The following is a 16,037-nucleotide window of genomic DNA, read 5'->3' as shown; positions in this document are numbered from 1 at the left end:
CTCCCCTGCGGAGCCGGTCCGGGCCGTCGGGACCGGCTACTCGGCGATCGGCAGCGTGGCCCCGTCCCGCAGGAACAGCGGGATACGGTCCAGCGGGGCGTCCACGGTCACGGACGCTCCGCCCTCGTATGTCCGGCCGGTCCACGCGTCCGTCCAGCGCGCCCCCGTCGGCAGGTACGCCGTACGGTGCGTCGCGCCCGCCTCCAGCACCGGCGCGACCAGCAGGTCCGGGCCGAAGAGGTACGCGTCGTCGACCGACCAGGTCTGCGGGTCCTCGGGGAACTCCAGGAACAGCGGGCGCATCACCGGCAGGCCCTCCTCGTGGGCCTCCCTCATGACCTCAAGGACGTACGGCTTCAGGCGCTCGCGCAGGCGCAGGTACTTCTCCAGGATCGGGTACGCCTCCTCGCCGTACGACCAGACCTCGTTCGGGCCGCCGGTCATCGACGCGCCGAGCGGCATGCCCGGATCGCGGAAGCCGTGCAGGCGCATCAGCGGCGACAGGGCGCCGAACTGGAACCAGCGGACCATCACCTCGCGGTAGGCCTCGTCGTCCGGGTCGCCGCCGTGGAAGCCGCCGATGTCGGTGTTCCACCACGGGATGCCGGACAGCGCGGTGTTGAGCCCGGCCGCGATCTGGTCGCGCAGGGTCGGGAAGTCCGTGCCGATGTCGCCGGACCACAGGGCGGCGCCGTAGCGCTGGCTGCCCGCCCACGCCGAGCGGTTGAGGGTGACGATCTCGCTCTCCCCGGTGGCGAGCATGCCCTCGTGGAAGGTGCGGGCGTTCTCGCGCGGGTACATGTTGCCCACCTCCAGGCCCGGCCCCGCCCAGTAGCGCAGGTTCTCCTGGAAGCCCGGCTTGATCTCCGGTTCGCCCGCGTCCAGCCAGAAGGCCGTGATCCCGTACGGCTCCAGGTAGTTCTCCTTCACCCGCGACCACACGAACTCCCGGGCCTCGGGGTTGGTGGCGTCGTAGAAGGCGACCTGGACCGTGGAGGCGACCTCCTTGTCTGGCCAGTCGGCGTGGGCCATCGGGCCGTACTGGGTGCCGACGAAGTAGCCGCGCTGTTCCATGACCGGGTGGTTCTCGCTCAGCGGCGAGACGGACGGCCACACCGACACGACCAGCTTGATGCCGAGCTCCTCCAGCTCCCGCACCATGGCCGCCGGGTCGGGCCACTCGTTCAGGTCGAACTTCCACTCGCCCAGATGCGTCCAGTGGAAGAAGTCGCACACGATCGCGTCGATGGGCAGCCCGCGCCGCTTGTACTCCCGTGCCACGGCGAGGAGTTCGTCCTGGGTGCGGTAGCGCAGCTTGCACTGCCAGAAGCCCGCCGCCCACTCCGGCAGCATCGGCGTACGGCCCGTCACCGCGCTGTAGCGCCGCTGCGCGCCGGCCGGGTCGCCCGCCGTGATCCAGTAGTCGATCTGCCGGGCCGAGTCCGCCACCCAGCGCGTGCCGTTGCCCGCGAGCTCCACGCGCCCGATCGCCGGGTTGTTCCACAGCAGGGTGTAGCCGCGGCTGGAGGTGAGCACGGGGATGCCGACCTCGGCGTTGCGCTGGACCAGGTCCAGGACCAGACCCTTCTGGTCGAGCCGCCCGTGCTGGTGCTGACCGAGGCCGTACAGCTTCTCGTCGTCGTACGCGGCGAAGCGCTGCTCCAGACGGTGGTGGCCGTTGCCGACGGCGGTGTAGAGGCGCGACCCGGGCCACCAGAAGTGGGCGCGCTGTTCGGCGAGGAGCTCGACACCGTTGTCGGTGCGCACGAAGCGCAACTGTCCCTCGGAGCTCACCTCGACGGTCAGCGTGCCGACGGTCAGCTGCCCGTGCCCGTCCTCGATCTTGACCGTGCTCTCCGTCGCGGGCGGGTCGTCCAGGAGCGCGCCCGGCAGTCCGTCGAGGACCGGGCCGCCGAGGCGGGCCCGCACCCGGACCGCGTCGGGGCCCCAGGGCTCGATGAGGACGGTCTCCTGGCGTCCGCTCCACTCCAGCGCGCCGTCCCGCTCGCGGAACGTGCCGACGGTGGGGGAGGACTGCGCGAGGCTGACGGCGCCGGACGGGGTCTGGTTTTCGGCAGGCTGGTTCACGGCGGGTGCTCCTGATGGAGTGCAGACAGGGGGTGCCGGGCGAGGGGCGTGGCCGGCGAACGGGAAGCGCTGATCGTGCTGGTCGAGCGGGATGTGCTGATGTGCTGGTCGAGTGGGGAGCGGCGGCGTCAGCCGGCGGACGGCACCGGCCCCGTGCTCGCCCGTACCGTCAACTCCGGTGCGAGCAGCACGACTTCGTCCGTCCCGCGCCCGTCCAGCTTGGCGACGAGATGCTCCACCGCGCGCCGGCCCATCTCCTGCGCCGGTATGGCGACCGAGGTGAGCCGCACGGACGCCTGGGTGGCGACCTGGTCCGGGCAGACGGCGATCACGGACACGTCCTCGGGCACGGCGCGCCCCTGCTGGCGAAGAAGCGCGAGCAGCGGCGCGACCGCGGACTCGTTCTGCACGACGAAGCCCGTGGTGCTCGGGCGCTCGTCGAAGATCCGGGAGAGGGTCACGGCCATCACGTCGTACCCGCCCTCGCACGGCCGGTGCAGCACGCGCAGGCCCAGCTCCTGCGAGCGGGTCCGCAGCCCGTCGAGCGTGCGCTCGGCGAAACCGGTGTGCCGCTCGTAGACGGCGGGCGCCTCGCCGATGACGGCGATGTCCCGGTGGCCGAGCATGGCCAGGTGCTCGACGCACAGGGCGCCCGTCGCGGCGAAATCGAGGTCGACGCAGGTCAGTCCGGTGGTTTCGGCGGGAAGGCCGATGAGCACCGACGGCTGCTCCGACTGCCGCAGCAGTGGCAGCCGCTCGTCGTCGAGCTCCACGTCCATGAGGATCATCGCGTCGGCGAGGCCGCTGCCCGTGACGCGCCGGACCGCGTCGGGGCCCTCCTCGCCGGTGAGCAGCAGGACGTCGTACCCGTGGATGCGGGCCGTGGTCGCCACCGCTATGGCGATCTCCATCATCACCGGCACGTACATGTCCGTACGGAGCGGGACCATCAGCGCGATGATGTTGGACCTGCTGCTCGCCAGGGCCCGGGCCCCCGCGTTCGGGTGGTAGCCGAGCTCCTGGATGCTCCGCTCGACCCGCTGCCGGGTGCCCGCGGAGATGGACCGCTTGCCGCTGAGGACATAGCTCACCGTGCTCGCCGAGACTCCGGCGTGCTGGGCGACCTCGGCGAGGGTGACCATCCAGCTCTCCAAGCGTTTTGTGAAGCGCTTCGACAGCGCGTTTCTGCGGACAAGGCGAGTGAGGGTGGCTCGACAGTAGCTCTCCGCTCGTTGGGTGTCCATAGGTTGTCGAAGCGCTTCGACTCCGTCGGTTTCGCGGAGTGCCTACGGGGTGGGGGCTTTTGGAGGTTCGGCGGCTGCGGGATTCGTCGTGGCTTGTCGCGCCCGCCCGGCGGAGCCGCAAATGTCACAGCCCCGCGCCCCTTTCGGGGCGCGCCCCAACGCTTGGAACGTACCCGGGCTTCAGCTTAGGGCCGTGCGGGCCGGGTGACGGATGTTGGGCCGATCGCCGCGCGAGGACTGGTAGGGGTGCCCGGAATCGGGTATTACGGTCGAGTAGAACCGGTCAGTAACGAACCGGCGTCATGATCCCTATTCGCGGCGAGGTGAGCCTCATGTCCGCAGCACCCACCCCCTCTTCCCGACCTGCTGTGACCGAGCGCGAGGCCCGCCAAGTGGCGGAGGCCGCCCGTGAGCAGGACTGGCGCAAGCCCAGCTTCGCCAAGGAACTCTTCCTCGGCCGCTTCCGGCTCGACCTGATCCACCCGCACCCGATGCCACCCGACGAGGACGCGCAGCGCGGCGAGGAGTTCCTCGCCAAGCTGCGCGACTTCTGCGAGACGAAGATCGACTCGTCCGTCATCGAGCGCGACGCGCAGATCCCGGACGCGGTGATCGACGGGCTCAAGGAGCTCGGCGCCCTCGGCATGAAGATCGACACCAAGTACGGCGGCCTCGGCCTGACCCAGGTGTACTACAACAAGGCGCTCGCCCTCGTCGGCTCCGCCAGCCCCGCGGTCGGCGCCCTGCTCTCCGCGCACCAGTCGATCGGCGTACCGCAGCCGCTGAAGATCTTCGGCACCCAGGAGCAGAAGGACACGTTCCTGCCGCGCTGCGCCCGCACCGACATCTCCGCCTTCCTGCTGACCGAGCCGGACGTCGGCTCGGACCCGGCCCGCCTCGCCACGACCGCCGTACCCGACGGGGACGACTACGTCCTCGACGGGGTGAAGCTGTGGACCACCAACGGCGTGGTCGCCGACCTCCTCGTCGTCATGGCCCGGGTGCCGAAGTCCGACGGCCACAAGGGCGGCATCACCGCCTTCGTCGTCGAGGCCGCCTCCGAGGGCGTCACCGTCGAGAACCGCAACGCCTTCATGGGCCTGCGCGGCCTGGAGAACGGCGTGACCCGCTTCCACCAGGTCCGTGTCCCGGCCGCCAACCGCATCGGGCCCGAGGGCGCCGGTCTCAAGATCGCCCTCACCACGCTGAACACCGGCCGGCTCTCCCTGCCCGCCATGTGCGTCGGCGCCGGCAAATGGTGTCTGAAGATCGCCCGCGAGTGGTCGAGCGTGCGCGAGCAGTGGGGCAAGCCGGTCGCGCTGCACGAGGCGGTCGGCTCGAAGATCTCCTTCATCGCGGCGACGACCTTCGCCCTGGAGGCCATGGTCGACCTGTCCTCGCAGATGGCCGACGAGGACCGCAACGACATCCGCATCGAGGCCGCCCTCGCCAAGCTGTACGGCTCCGAGATGGGCTGCCTGATGGCCGACGAACTGGTCCAGATCCGCGGCGGCCGCGGCTTCGAGACCGCCGAGTCGCTGATGGCCCGCGGCGAACGCGGCGTCCCCGCCGAGCAGATCCTGCGCGACCTGCGCATCAACCGCATCTTCGAGGGCTCCACCGAGATCATGCACCTGCTGATCGCGCGCGAGGCCGTCGACGCCCACCTGTCCGTGGCCGGCGACCTCATCGACCCGGAGAAGTCCCTCTCCGACAAGGCGAGGGCGGGCGCGAACGCCGGCGTGTTCTACGCCAAGTGGCTGCCCAAGCTGGTCGCCGGAGCCGGGCAGCTCCCCGGGTCGTACGGCGACTTCAACCCGGCCGGCCACGGCGACCTGTCCGGCCACCTCCGCTACGTCGAGCGAAGCGCCCGCAAGCTGGCCCGCTCCACCTTCTACGCCATGTCCCGCTGGCAGGGCCGTATGGAGACCAAGCAGGGCTTCCTGGGCCGCATCGTCGACATCGGCGCCGAACTGTTCGCGATGAGCGCGGCCTGCGTACGCGCCGAGCACCTGCGCACCACCGGCGACCACGGCCGCGAGGCCTACCAGCTCGCCGACGCCTTCTGCCGCCAGGCCCGCATCCGCGTCGAGGAACTCTTCACCCGCCTGTGGACCAACACCGACGACCTCGACCGCAAGGTCGTCAAGGGCGTCCTGTCCGGCACGTACGAGTGGCTGGAACAGGGAGTGATCGACCCGTCCGGCGAGGGGCCGTGGATCGCCGAGGCGACACCCGGGCCGAGCCGGCGGGAGAACGTCCGCCGCCCCATCCGCTGAAGGACCGGCCACCTCATCCTTTGCCATCCGCAACGGAAAGGAACTGTCGTCCCCGCCGTCCTTCTCCTGCTTGCCGCTCGAAAATTCCGCGTCAACAATGGGCAGAAGGTGAACGGGGACGACAGATGCGCCATGGAATAGGAGACAGCCACGGAATATCCGTGCAGCTGATGTACGCCCGGCACGAGGCCTGGTGTCATCTCGTGGAGACGGACCGTGCGAGGGCGCTACGGGCGGTGCGCGACGAAGTGCTCCCGCTCGCCGAGAAGCTGCGCCTGGCGGATCCCGAGGCGTTCGAGACGCACCGGGACGCCCTCGCCGTGCTGCTCAACGAGTGCGCGCTGGCCGTGGTCGACGCCGAGCCGAGGCCCCCCGTGACCGGCTTCGACGCCGTGCACATACGCAGGCTCGACCCCCGCGACGTGGACGCGCTGCTGGACGCCGGGCGCCCCGGCGAGCGGCCGGTGGTCCCGCAGCTCTTCCGCAGCGCGCTCGACGTGGTCAGGGACCCCGTACTGCGCGAGGTGATCACGGCGAACCAGCAGGGCGTCGACATTCTCCGGCGGGCGAACCGCTGGATCCGGATACTCCTGGATGTCATGGACACCGGGAAAGACGTCATGGACACCGAAGAATGGGAGACCGGAATATCGCCGGGACGGAACCGGTGAACCGGAACCGGTAAGCCGGACCGGAACACGCGACCGGACCGGAACATGTAATTCGTACTCGTGGTACTTGGGGGTTCGGACAATGCCCGCTCTCGGACTGGAAACCGTCACCGGCAAAATCATGCGGGCCGGCGAGGGCAGGATCCTGCGCCGCCTGCACCGCGTCGCCGAACAGGTCACCTCCATCGAGGAGGACTTCACCGACCTGACCGACGCCGAACTCCGCGCCCACACCGACGAGTACAAACAGCGCCACGCCGACGGCGAGACCCTCGACGACCTGCTGCCCGAGGCCTTCGCCACCATGCGCGAGGCGGCAAGGCGCACCCTCGGCATGCGCCACTTCGACGTCCAGGTCATGGGCGGCGCCGCCCTCCACCTCGGCAACATCGCCGAGATGCAGACCGGCGAGGGCAAGACCCTGGTCGCCACCCTGCCCGTCTACCTCAACGCCCTCACCGGCAAGGGCGTCCACCTCGTCACCGTCAACGACTACCTCGCCCAGCGCGACGCCGAGTGGATGGGACGCGCGTACACCTTCCTCGGCCTGAGCGTCGGCGTCATCCGCACGGGCTCCACCCCCGAGGAACGCCGGGCCGCCTACGCCTGCGACATCACCTACGGCACCAACACCGAGTTCGGCTTCGACTACCTGCGCGACAACATGGCCTGGTCGAACGACGAGCTCGTACAGCGCGGCCACCACTTCGCCATCGTCGACGAGGCCGACTCGATCCTCATCGACGAGGCCCGCACCCCGCTCATCATCTCCGGCCCCGCCGACCAGGCCCCCCACTGGTACGAGGCCTTCGCCACGCTCGTACGCCCGATGAGCGGCGTCGAGATCCAGGAGGAGCGCTTCGTCAAGCCGCTGGACAAGGAGCGACTGCGGGAACTGCGCGACCAGTACCACTACGAGTACGACCCCAGGAAACGCACCGTGGCCGTGCTGGACCGAGGGGTGGAGTACATACAGGACCAGCTCGGCATCGACAGCCTCTACGAGTCCGACCACACCCCGCTGATCGGCCACCTCAACAACGCCCTGAAGGCCAAGGACCTGTTCCACAAGGACAAGGAGTACGTGGTCGTCGACGGCGAGGTCCTCATCGTCGACGAGCACACGGGCCGCATCCTCGCCGGCCGCCGCTACAACGAGGGCCTCCACCAGGCGATAGAGGCGAAGGAGGGCGTCCGGGTCAAGGAGGAGAACCAGACCCTCGCCACGATCACCCTGCAGAACTTCTTCCGGCTCTACGACAAGCTCTCCGGCATGACCGGCACGGCGATGACCGAGGCCGCCGAGTTCCACCAGATCTACAAGCTCGGCGTCGTCCCCATCCCGACCAACCGGCCGATGGTCCGCATGGACCAGCCCGACCTGATCTACCGCACCGAGGAGGCCAAGTACGCGGCGGTGGTCGACGACATCCAGGAGCGGCACATCCAGGGCCAGCCCGTCCTGGTGGGCACCACCACCGTGGAGGTGTCCGAGGTGCTGTCCTCGCTGCTGCGCAAGCGGGGCATCCGGCACGAGGTGCTCAACGCCAAGAACCACCTGCGCGAGGCCCTGATCGTCGCCCAGGCCGGCCGCAGGGGAGCGGTCACGGTGGCCACCAACATGGCGGGCCGCGGCACCGACATCATGCTCGGCGGCAACCCCGAGGCCCTCGCCCTCGCCGACCTCCCCGAGGAGGCGGACGACGAACAGCGCCAGGCCGCCCTCGACCGCGTGGCGTCCCAGGTCACGGCCGAGCGCCAGGCGGTCACCGAACTGGGCGGCCTCTACGTCCTCGGCACCGAGCGCCACGACGCCCGCCGCATCGACAACCAGCTCCGCGGCCGCTCCGGCCGACAGGGCGACCCCGGCGAGTCCCGCTTCTACCTCTCGCTCCAGGACAACCTCATGCGGCTCTTCCAGGCCCAGATGGTGGACCGGGTGATGGCCGCGGCCAACCTCCCCGACGACGTCCCCATCGAGAACAAGGTGGTCACCCGCGCCGTCGCCTCCGCCCAGGCCCAGCTGGAGCGGCAGCACTTCGAGTCCCGCAAGGACGTCCTGAAGTTCGACGAGGTCCTCAACCGGCAGCGCCAGCTCATCTACGCCGAGCGCCGCCGCGTCCTCGAAGGCCAGGACCTGCGCGAACAGCTCCTGCACTTCATGGACGCCACCATCCGGGCGTACGTCGAGTCGGAGACCGAGGAGGGCTTCGCCGAGGAGTGGGACCTGGACCGGCTGTGGTCCGCGGTCGAACAGCTCTACCCCGTACGGGTCGCCCTGGAGGAGCTCGACGAGGAGGCCGGCGGCCGCGCGAACCTCACCGCCGAGTACATCGTGGACGCCTTCACCGAGGACATGCACACCCGCTACGAGGAGCGCGAGACGGAACTCGGCGAGGACGTGGTGCGGGTGCTGGAGCGCCGGGTGATGCTCTCCGTCCTCGACCGCAAGTGGCGCGAGCACCTCTACGAGATGGACTACCTCCGCGACGGCATCGGCCTGCGCTGGACCCTCGGCCGCGAACCGATCATCGAGTACGAGCGCGAGGGCTTCGACATGTTCGTCGCCATGACCGACGCCATCAAGGAGGAGTCCGTCGGCTACGTCTTCAACCTCGACCCCACCTCCGAGGGCCTCACCCCGGGCTCCCAGGACTCCCTCCACTTCACCGCACCGACCATGGACACGGCGGAGGGAGTCGTCGAGGGCGACTTCACCCCGGCGGACGCGACCCCCGACGGCTCCCCGGACGGGGGCCCGGCACCACAGGGCCCCGCCCGCCCGGCGAGGGCCAGGACACGTCAGTCCAGGGCGAAGCGCCGCCGGAAGAGGTGAGGAGCGAGAACAGGGCCGGTCAGCAGTACGTGTAGCCGCTGCCGAGCGAGGACCAGGAGCAGTCGTCCGCCTTGGTCCCGCTCGCCTTGTAGAGCGTGGCCGTGTCCCCGGTGTTGTTCCACACGTACGACCCCCGGCCCCAGTACTTGTGGTACGCGTCGTTGGTGCCCTTGCCGGTGTGCACCTTCTTGCTGTTGCCGGCGCCGACCTTCACATCGCCGAAGGTGTACGTGTAGCCGGTCCTGTCCTTGATCTTCCAGCCCTTCAGGGAGACCGTCGCCGACGTGGTGTTCTTGATCCGGATCCACTCGCCGTTGAGGCTGGAGTTCGAGCCCGTGTCCGAGCCCGGGCTGTCGTAGTACACGTGGTAGATGTACACCCGCCCGGCCGCCTCGGCCGGCGAGCTGAGCAGCGTACTTGTCAGAGCCACCGCTCCGGCGAGCGCGGGCAGGGCGGCGCGTATCCCTCTGCGCATGGCGAATCCCCCCAGGATGTCGTCCCACTGACCGGTGGTCCCCCGATCAGGGGAGAAGTCATATCACCCTCACCTTCACGTGCGCTTCACAAACGGAGATATGACCCCGTCGTGTGACACATGGCCGTAAGGCGGTCCGCGCCCCGACGCGCCGTCCTGCCGGTCACCGTGTGCGGCCACAATGGAGGAATGACCGACAGTCCTGCCCCTCTCGCCGATCCGCATCTCGTCTTCGATCCCGTCACCGGGATCCGGGACGTCGTCGTCCTCGGATCGACCGGTTCGATCGGCACCCAGGCCATCGACCTCGTCCTGCGCAACCCGGACAGGTTCCGCGTCACCGGGCTCTCCGCCGCCGGAGGGAGGGTGGGACTGCTCGCCGAGCAGGCCTACCGGCTGCGGGTACGGGCGGTCGCCGTCGCCCGCGAGGACGCCGTCCCCGCGCTGAAGGAGGCCCTGACAGGCCAGTACGGCACCGAGCCGCTCCCCGAGATCCTCGCCGGCCCCGACGCCGCCACCCAGCTGGCCGCCTCCCCGTGCCACACCGTGCTCAACGGCATCACCGGCTCCATCGGCCTCGCGCCCACCCTGGCCGCCCTCGAAGCGGGCCGCACCCTCGCGCTCGCCAACAAGGAGTCGCTCATCGTCGGCGGCCCGCTGGTCAAGGCGCTGGCCAAGCCGGGCCAGATCATCCCCGTCGACTCCGAGCACGCCGCCCTGTTCCAGGCCCTCGCCTCCGGCACCCGGGCCGACGTGCGCAAGCTGGTCGTCACCGCCTCCGGGGGCCCGTTCCGGGGTCGTACGAAGGCCGAGCTGGCCGACGTCACCCCCGCCGACGCCCTGGCGCACCCCACCTGGGCCATGGGACCGGTCATCACCGTCAACTCCGCGACCCTCGTCAACAAGGGCCTGGAAGTCATCGAGGCGCACCTCCTCTACGACATTCCCTTCGAACGGATTGAGGTGGTCGTGCACCCGCAGTCGTATGTCCACTCGATGGTTGAGTTCACGGACGGATCGACACTGGCCCAGGCGACGCCCCCCGACATGCGCGGGCCGATCGCCATCGGCCTCGGCTGGCCGGAGCGCGTCCCCGACGCCGCCCCCGCCTTCGACTGGAGCAAGGCGTCCACCTGGGAGTTCTTCCCCCTGGACAACGAGGCGTTCCCCTCGGTCGGTCTCGCCCGTCACGTCGGACAGCTCGCGGGCACGGCCCCGGCGGTATTCAATGCCGCCAACGAGGAGTGCGTCGACGCGTTCCTGAAGGGCACCCTGCCCTTCAACGCGATCATGGAGACGGTCACCCGGGTCGTCGAGGAACACGGCACACCGGGAACGGGAACTTCCCTGACCGTGCCGGACGTCCTCGAAGCCGAGACCTGGGCCCGCGCCCGCGCCCGGGAACTGACCAAGAACACTCCGACCACCTCGACCGAGCGGACGACCGCGGAGGCGCGTGCATGACCACCTTGATGACGATCCTCGGCATTGCCGTCTTCGTGATCGGCCTGGGGATCTCGATCGCGTGGCACGAGCTGGGCCACCTGTCGTTCGCCAAGCTCTTCAAGATCCGCGTGCCCCAGTACATGGTGGGCTTCGGCCCGACCATCTTCTCGCGCCACCGGGGCGAGACGGAGTACGGCATCAAGGCGATCCCGCTCGGCGGCTACATCCGGATGATCGGCATGTTCCCGCCGGGCAAGGACGGCCGTATCGAGGCACGCTCGACGTCGCCGTTCCGAGGGATGATCGAGGACGCCCGCGCGGCCGCCTTCGAGGAGCTCAAGCCGGGCGACGAGCACCGCCTCTTCTACACACGCAAGCCCTGGAAGCGCGTCATCGTGATGTTCGCGGGCCCGTTCGCGAACCTGATCCTCGCCGTCGTGATCTTCGTCGGCGTGATGATGACGTTCGGCACCAACATGCAGACCACCACGGTCGGCAAGGTCTCCGACTGCGTCATCCAGGCCAGCTCGAACCGCTCGACGTGCGAGAAGGGCGACAAGGCGGCCCCCGCCAAGGCGGCCGGTCTCAAGCCCAAGGACAAGATCGTCGGCTTCAACGGCGTACCCGTGAAGGACTGGTCCACCCTCCAGGAGGACATCCGCGCCAACCCCGGCAAGCAGATCACCCTCACCGTCGAGCGCGACGGCAAGCAGCAGGACCTCACCGCCACCCTCATAAGGAACCAGGTCAGCAAGACCGACGGTGACGGCGGCTACGTCCAGGGCCAGTACGTGTACGCCGGCTTCCTCGGCTTCACACCCGCCTCCGGCATCGTCCCGCAGTCCTTCTCGCAGTCCGTGAACCGCATGGGCGACATGATGGAGAACGGCGTCGAATCCCTGATCTCGCTCCCCGGCAAGGTCCCCGCCCTGTGGGACGCGGCCTTCGGCGACGGCCCCCGCGAGGCCGACTCACCCATGGGCGTGGTCGGCGCGGCCCGGGTCGGCGGCGAGATCGCCACGATGGACATCCCGGCCACACAACGCCTCGCGACGTTCCTGATGCTGGTGGCAGGCTTCAACCTCTCCCTCTTCCTCTTCAACATGCTCCCGCTGCTCCCGCTCGACGGCGGCCACATCGCGGGGGCCCTGTGGGAGGCGCTGCGCCGGAACCTGGCGAAGGTGCTGCGGCGGCCGGATCCGGGGCCGTTCGACGTGGCGAAGCTGATGCCGGTGGCTTATGTGGTGGCCGGCGTGTTTATCTGCTTCACGATCTTGGTCCTGATTGCGGATGTCGTTAATCCCGTCAAGATCAGCTAGCAAACGGTCACTTTCTGTCTTGAGGGTCATAGGTCGCGTCCTTCACTCGCGTAGCTCACACGAGTGAAGGACGCGACTTTTTCGTACGGCACAGACGCGGACTTCGTACGTTCTTGCTGTTCATGGGTGACCCCAGCGGTGCGCGAACACCCTGGGGTCTGGCCAGTCTGAAAGGGACTGACCTGCAGCAAGGTACTGCGTCATGCGCAGATGACAAGGCCGGGGATGGGAAGAGCATTGATGTCGCCGCATATATGAGGGTCTCCACCACGGAACAGAGGGGTAGGTACGGAATTCCGGCCCAGGCGCAAGCCATCCACACCTTCGTGGGAACGCGGTCGTCGTGGAATCTCGTGGAGTCTCGTGAGGACGTCGGTGAATCAGGCTCGACGCACTCACGCCCTGGACTGAACGCTCTCCTCGGCGACATTTCCACGGGGCGGGTGCATCTCGTCCTGGTGCAGCGCCTCGACCGTCTGGGGCGGACGGAGGCCGCCATCTGGCGTTGCATCTGGCAGATCGAGGACGCCGGGGCGCGGGTCGAATACTGCGCCGAGCCCTTGGGCGAGCCCGGCGTCGAAAGGTGGCTCACGGTCGACAGGCTCGCCCAGAGCGTGGAGGCCGACTATCGGAGAATCGTCGCCCGCACACAGGTGGGCCGGCAGCTCAAGGCGGTCGACGGCGGATGGCCGGGTGGACCGCCCCCCTACGGCTACAGGATCAGCGGGAAAGGTGCCTTCGGCTCGACTCTTGAAGTGGACCCGGCCGAAGCCGATGTGGTGAGGCTTCTGGCCGACCTCGTGATCGAGGGCGGGCGCACGCTCACGGATCTCGCGGAGGAACTGAACGGCCGCGGAATTCTCACTCGGAACGGCAAGCGCTGGACACGCGTGAACCTCCACCGACGCTTGCGGAGCGCGGCATTCTTCGGAGAAGCGGTCTTTCGCCGCCCTGATCAGCAATGGGGCGGCCATTGCACCAGGCTCGGCAGCGACGGACGCCCCGTGCATGGCGAGACAGTGGTGATCCCGCTGCCTCCGATTCTCCCGGCAGACCGGATCCGTGCCTGTCAGGCAGCGTTGGCTGTATTGACCCGGCAGCGCAGGAACCCCATCGGGGAGTACCCGCTCACGGGGCGCATCCGTGGGGAGTGCGGGCGTCCCTACGTCGGATGCTTCCGCAGCAAGGACGGGGTACGGACGTATCGCTGTTCGGGCTGGGACACAGCTGCCCCCTGCGGTTGTGTCTTCCTGCCCGCCGATCACGTGGAGGGGCGGGTGGCGAGGCACGTCAACGATCTGCTGGCCTCGATCCCGCCGCACAGCAGGCCGATGCTGCCGTCCTCCCCCGAAGGGCAGACGCACCTGCTCCGGCACCTTGAGCGGGTGAAGTCGCTGGAGCGACTCGCTGCACAATGCGCGGAGGAACTCGCCGCATTGCGATGCCAGGCCCAGCCCGACCGTGTCACCGCTGCTGCAATGCGGCAACTCGAAACAGAGCAGGGTGTTTTCAACCGGGTCCTGGCGCATGCGCGGGACTGGCTGAGCGAACTCGAGAATACGGGTGGCAGGGATGCCCGGCTGACCGCTGTTCTGGGGGCACCCGCTCCGGACATTCGAGCGCTGTCGGTCTCCGAGCTGCGTGGCCTGATCGAGTCGATCAAGGTGCGCGTGGACATCGTGGACCCGGCGTTTCGCTACCGGGAGGGGACGAAGTGCACGACGATCCAGTGGCATGAACGCACAGGGGTGCCGGTTCCTCCCGATCCCACGGACAGTCAGTGGGCTCGCATCGAAGAATTGCTCCGCTCCAGGTATTCGGCCCACCACTTTCGGTCGCCCCTGAACCTGCGGGCAGCTCTGGCAGGAATGTTGCACCGCCTGCGCACCGGAATCCGATGGCCTGATCTTCCGAGCCGGTACGGAGAGTTTTACAAAGTTCGTTTGCGGCAACGCATCTGGCTGGCGGACGACGTGTGGGCCGACATCGTGAAGCTCCTCAACGAGGAGGGGGTGGGCACGCCCGTCGTCGGCTACGAAGCCGCCCCACAGCTGGTGATCCACACGAGCCTCGACGGTGCGGCTGTCTGCTGAGCGTTCCTCCGAGCGGTGACCCGGTATGGCGCCCTTCCCCGGAATCCTGTGCTCCTGGGGAAGGGCGCCCGCTCGGCGTGCCCCGCTGGACGCCATCGGGAGGACCGCTGAGACGTCGTGTGCTTCCGTTCAGGCCCGTGCCGTAATCTCGGACCCTGGAGCCCGCTGTTCCGGGACCGGATCCTGATCCACAACTTGGGGTTGCACAGCAGATGACTGCGATTTCTCTCGGCATGCCGTCCGTTCCGACCAAGCTCGCCGAGCGCCGGAAGAGCCGGCAGATCATGGTCGGGTCCGTGGCGGTCGGCGGGGACGCGCCGGTGTCGGTGCAGTCGATGACCACGACGCGTACGTCGGACATCGGCGCCACGCTGCAGCAGATCGCGGAGCTGACGGCGTCCGGCTGCCAGATCGTGCGCGTGGCCTGCCCCACGCAGGACGACGCGGACGCGCTGCCGGTCATCGCCCGCAAGTCGGGGATCCCGGTCATCGCCGACATCCACTTCCAGCCGAAGTACGTCTTCGCCGCGATCGAGGCGGGCTGCGCGGCGGTCCGGGTCAACCCCGGCAACATCAAGCAGTTCGACGACAAGGTGAGGGAGATCGCGCGGGCCGCCAAGGACCACGGCACCCCGATCCGTATCGGTGTCAACGCCGGCTCGCTGGACAGGCGCCTGCTGCAGAAGTACGGCAAGGCGACCCCCGAGGCCCTGGTCGAGTCGGCCCTGTGGGAGGCGTCCCTCTTCGAGGAGCACGACTTCCGGGACATCAAGATCTCGGTCAAGCACAACGACCCGGTGGTCATGGTCAACGCCTACCGCCAGCTCGCCGCCCAGTGCGACTACCCGCTCCACCTCGGTGTGACGGAGGCGGGCCCGGCCTTCCAGGGCACGATCAAGTCCGCGGTCGCCTTCGGCGCGCTGCTGAGCGAGGGCATCGGCGACACGATCCGCGTCTCCCTGTCGGCCCCGCCGGTGGAGGAGGTCAAGGTCGGCAATCAGATCCTCGAATCCCTGAACCTCAAGCAGAGGGGCCTGGAGATCGTCTCCTGCCCGTCCTGCGGTCGCGCCCAGGTCGACGTCTACAAGCTGGCCGAGGAGGTCACGGCGGGTCTGACCGGCATGGAGGTCCCCCTCCGGGTCGCCGTCATGGGCTGCGTCGTCAACGGCCCCGGCGAGGCCCGCGAGGCCGACCTCGGCGTCGCCTCCGGCAACGGCAAGGGCCAGATCTTCGTCAAGGGCGAGGTCATCAAGACGGTCCCCGAGTCGAAGATCGTCGAGACCCTCATCGAGGAGGCGATGAAGATCGCCGAGCAGATGGAGGCGGACGGCGTGATGTCGGGCGAGCCGTCGGTGGCGGTGGCGGGCTGACACCGGGGGTGACGCGGGGAGCTGCACGGTTTCAGGGGCGCGGAGAACTGCACGGTTGTCAGGGGCGCGGGGAACTGCACGGCTTTTAGGGGCGCGGGGAACTGCGCGACCAGCCACACCCAACCCGCACCAGCCCACCCACCCCAGCCCCCCCCTCACCCAGGGGGGTCTGGGGGCGGAGCCCCCAGGGACAGGATGGGACGGGTAGGGGCGGCG

At 68.9% G+C, this 16,037-nt stretch carries 10 protein-coding genes; 7 read left to right on the top strand and 3 right to left on the bottom strand.

The genetic code is table 11. The features are described from left to right. Positions 1 to 36 precede the first annotated feature (36 nt). Positions 37 to 2,088, bottom strand: coding sequence for a glycoside hydrolase family 31 protein (locus tag AB0959_RS48880; protein WP_366833449.1), 2,052 nt, complete (start codon positions 2,086 to 2,088; stop codon positions 37 to 39). 128 nt (positions 2,089 to 2,216) lie between these two features. After that, positions 2,217 to 3,230 (bottom strand): LacI family DNA-binding transcriptional regulator, encoded by a 1,014-nt coding sequence (locus tag AB0959_RS48875; protein WP_366833448.1) that lies wholly within the window; start codon positions 3,228 to 3,230, stop codon positions 2,217 to 2,219. A 434-nt stretch (positions 3,231 to 3,664) separates the two neighbouring features. Here AB0959_RS48875 and AB0959_RS48870 point away from each other — a divergent pair, with 434 nt between their 5' ends. The 3 genes from AB0959_RS48870 (at position 3,665) to secA (ending at position 9,118) form a co-directional block, all read left to right on the top strand. After that, the gene (locus AB0959_RS48870) at positions 3,665 to 5,611 is read left to right on the top strand and encodes an acyl-CoA dehydrogenase family protein (protein WP_366833447.1); all 1,947 of its coding nucleotides are present in this window, start codon (positions 3,665 to 3,667) and stop codon (positions 5,609 to 5,611) included. Positions 5,612 to 5,772: 161 nt separating this feature from the next. After that, the gene (locus AB0959_RS48865) at positions 5,773 to 6,282 is read left to right on the top strand and encodes a hypothetical protein (protein WP_366833446.1); all 510 of its coding nucleotides are present in this window, start codon (positions 5,773 to 5,775) and stop codon (positions 6,280 to 6,282) included. Positions 6,283 to 6,364: 82 nt separating this feature from the next. After that, entirely contained in the window at positions 6,365 to 9,118 is a 2,754-nt protein-coding gene (gene secA, locus AB0959_RS48860; protein ID WP_366833445.1) for a preprotein translocase subunit SecA, read from the top strand. A gap of 19 nt (positions 9,119 to 9,137) precedes the next feature. Here secA and AB0959_RS48855 read toward each other — a convergent pair whose 3' ends face one another. After that, positions 9,138 to 9,593 carry a lamin tail domain-containing protein gene (locus AB0959_RS48855; protein ID WP_366833444.1) on the bottom strand — a complete coding sequence of 152 codons (456 nt, stop codon included), beginning with the start codon at positions 9,591 to 9,593 and terminating at the stop codon, positions 9,138 to 9,140. Between the two features lie 189 nt (positions 9,594 to 9,782). Between AB0959_RS48855 and dxr the strand changes: the two genes are divergently transcribed. The 4 genes from dxr (at position 9,783) to ispG (ending at position 15,821) form a co-directional block, all read left to right on the top strand. Then, the gene (gene dxr, locus AB0959_RS48850) at positions 9,783 to 11,057 is read left to right on the top strand and encodes a 1-deoxy-D-xylulose-5-phosphate reductoisomerase (protein ID WP_366833443.1); all 1,275 of its coding nucleotides are present in this window, start codon (positions 9,783 to 9,785) and stop codon (positions 11,055 to 11,057) included. Then, positions 11,054 to 12,358, top strand: coding sequence for a site-2 protease family protein (locus AB0959_RS48845; protein WP_366833442.1), 1,305 nt, complete (start codon positions 11,054 to 11,056; stop codon positions 12,356 to 12,358). The genes dxr and AB0959_RS48845 overlap by 4 nt, the downstream gene beginning before the upstream one ends. 122 nt (positions 12,359 to 12,480) lie before the next feature. Beyond that, positions 12,481 to 14,451 carry a recombinase family protein gene (locus AB0959_RS48840; protein ID WP_366833441.1) on the top strand — a complete coding sequence of 657 codons (1,971 nt, stop codon included), beginning with the start codon at positions 12,481 to 12,483 and terminating at the stop codon, positions 14,449 to 14,451. A gap of 212 nt (positions 14,452 to 14,663) precedes the next feature. Further along, positions 14,664 to 15,821, top strand: a complete 1,158-nt coding sequence (gene ispG, locus AB0959_RS48835; protein ID WP_366833440.1) for a flavodoxin-dependent (E)-4-hydroxy-3-methylbut-2-enyl-diphosphate synthase — start codon at positions 14,664 to 14,666, stop codon at positions 15,819 to 15,821. Positions 15,822 to 16,037: the final 216 nt, after the last annotated feature.

This window comes from Streptomyces sp. NPDC046862 (genome assembly GCF_040704615.1).
Classification (GTDB): domain Bacteria; phylum Actinomycetota; class Actinomycetes; order Streptomycetales; family Streptomycetaceae; genus Streptomyces.
This window is presented reverse-complemented; position numbering and strand designations above follow the sequence as displayed.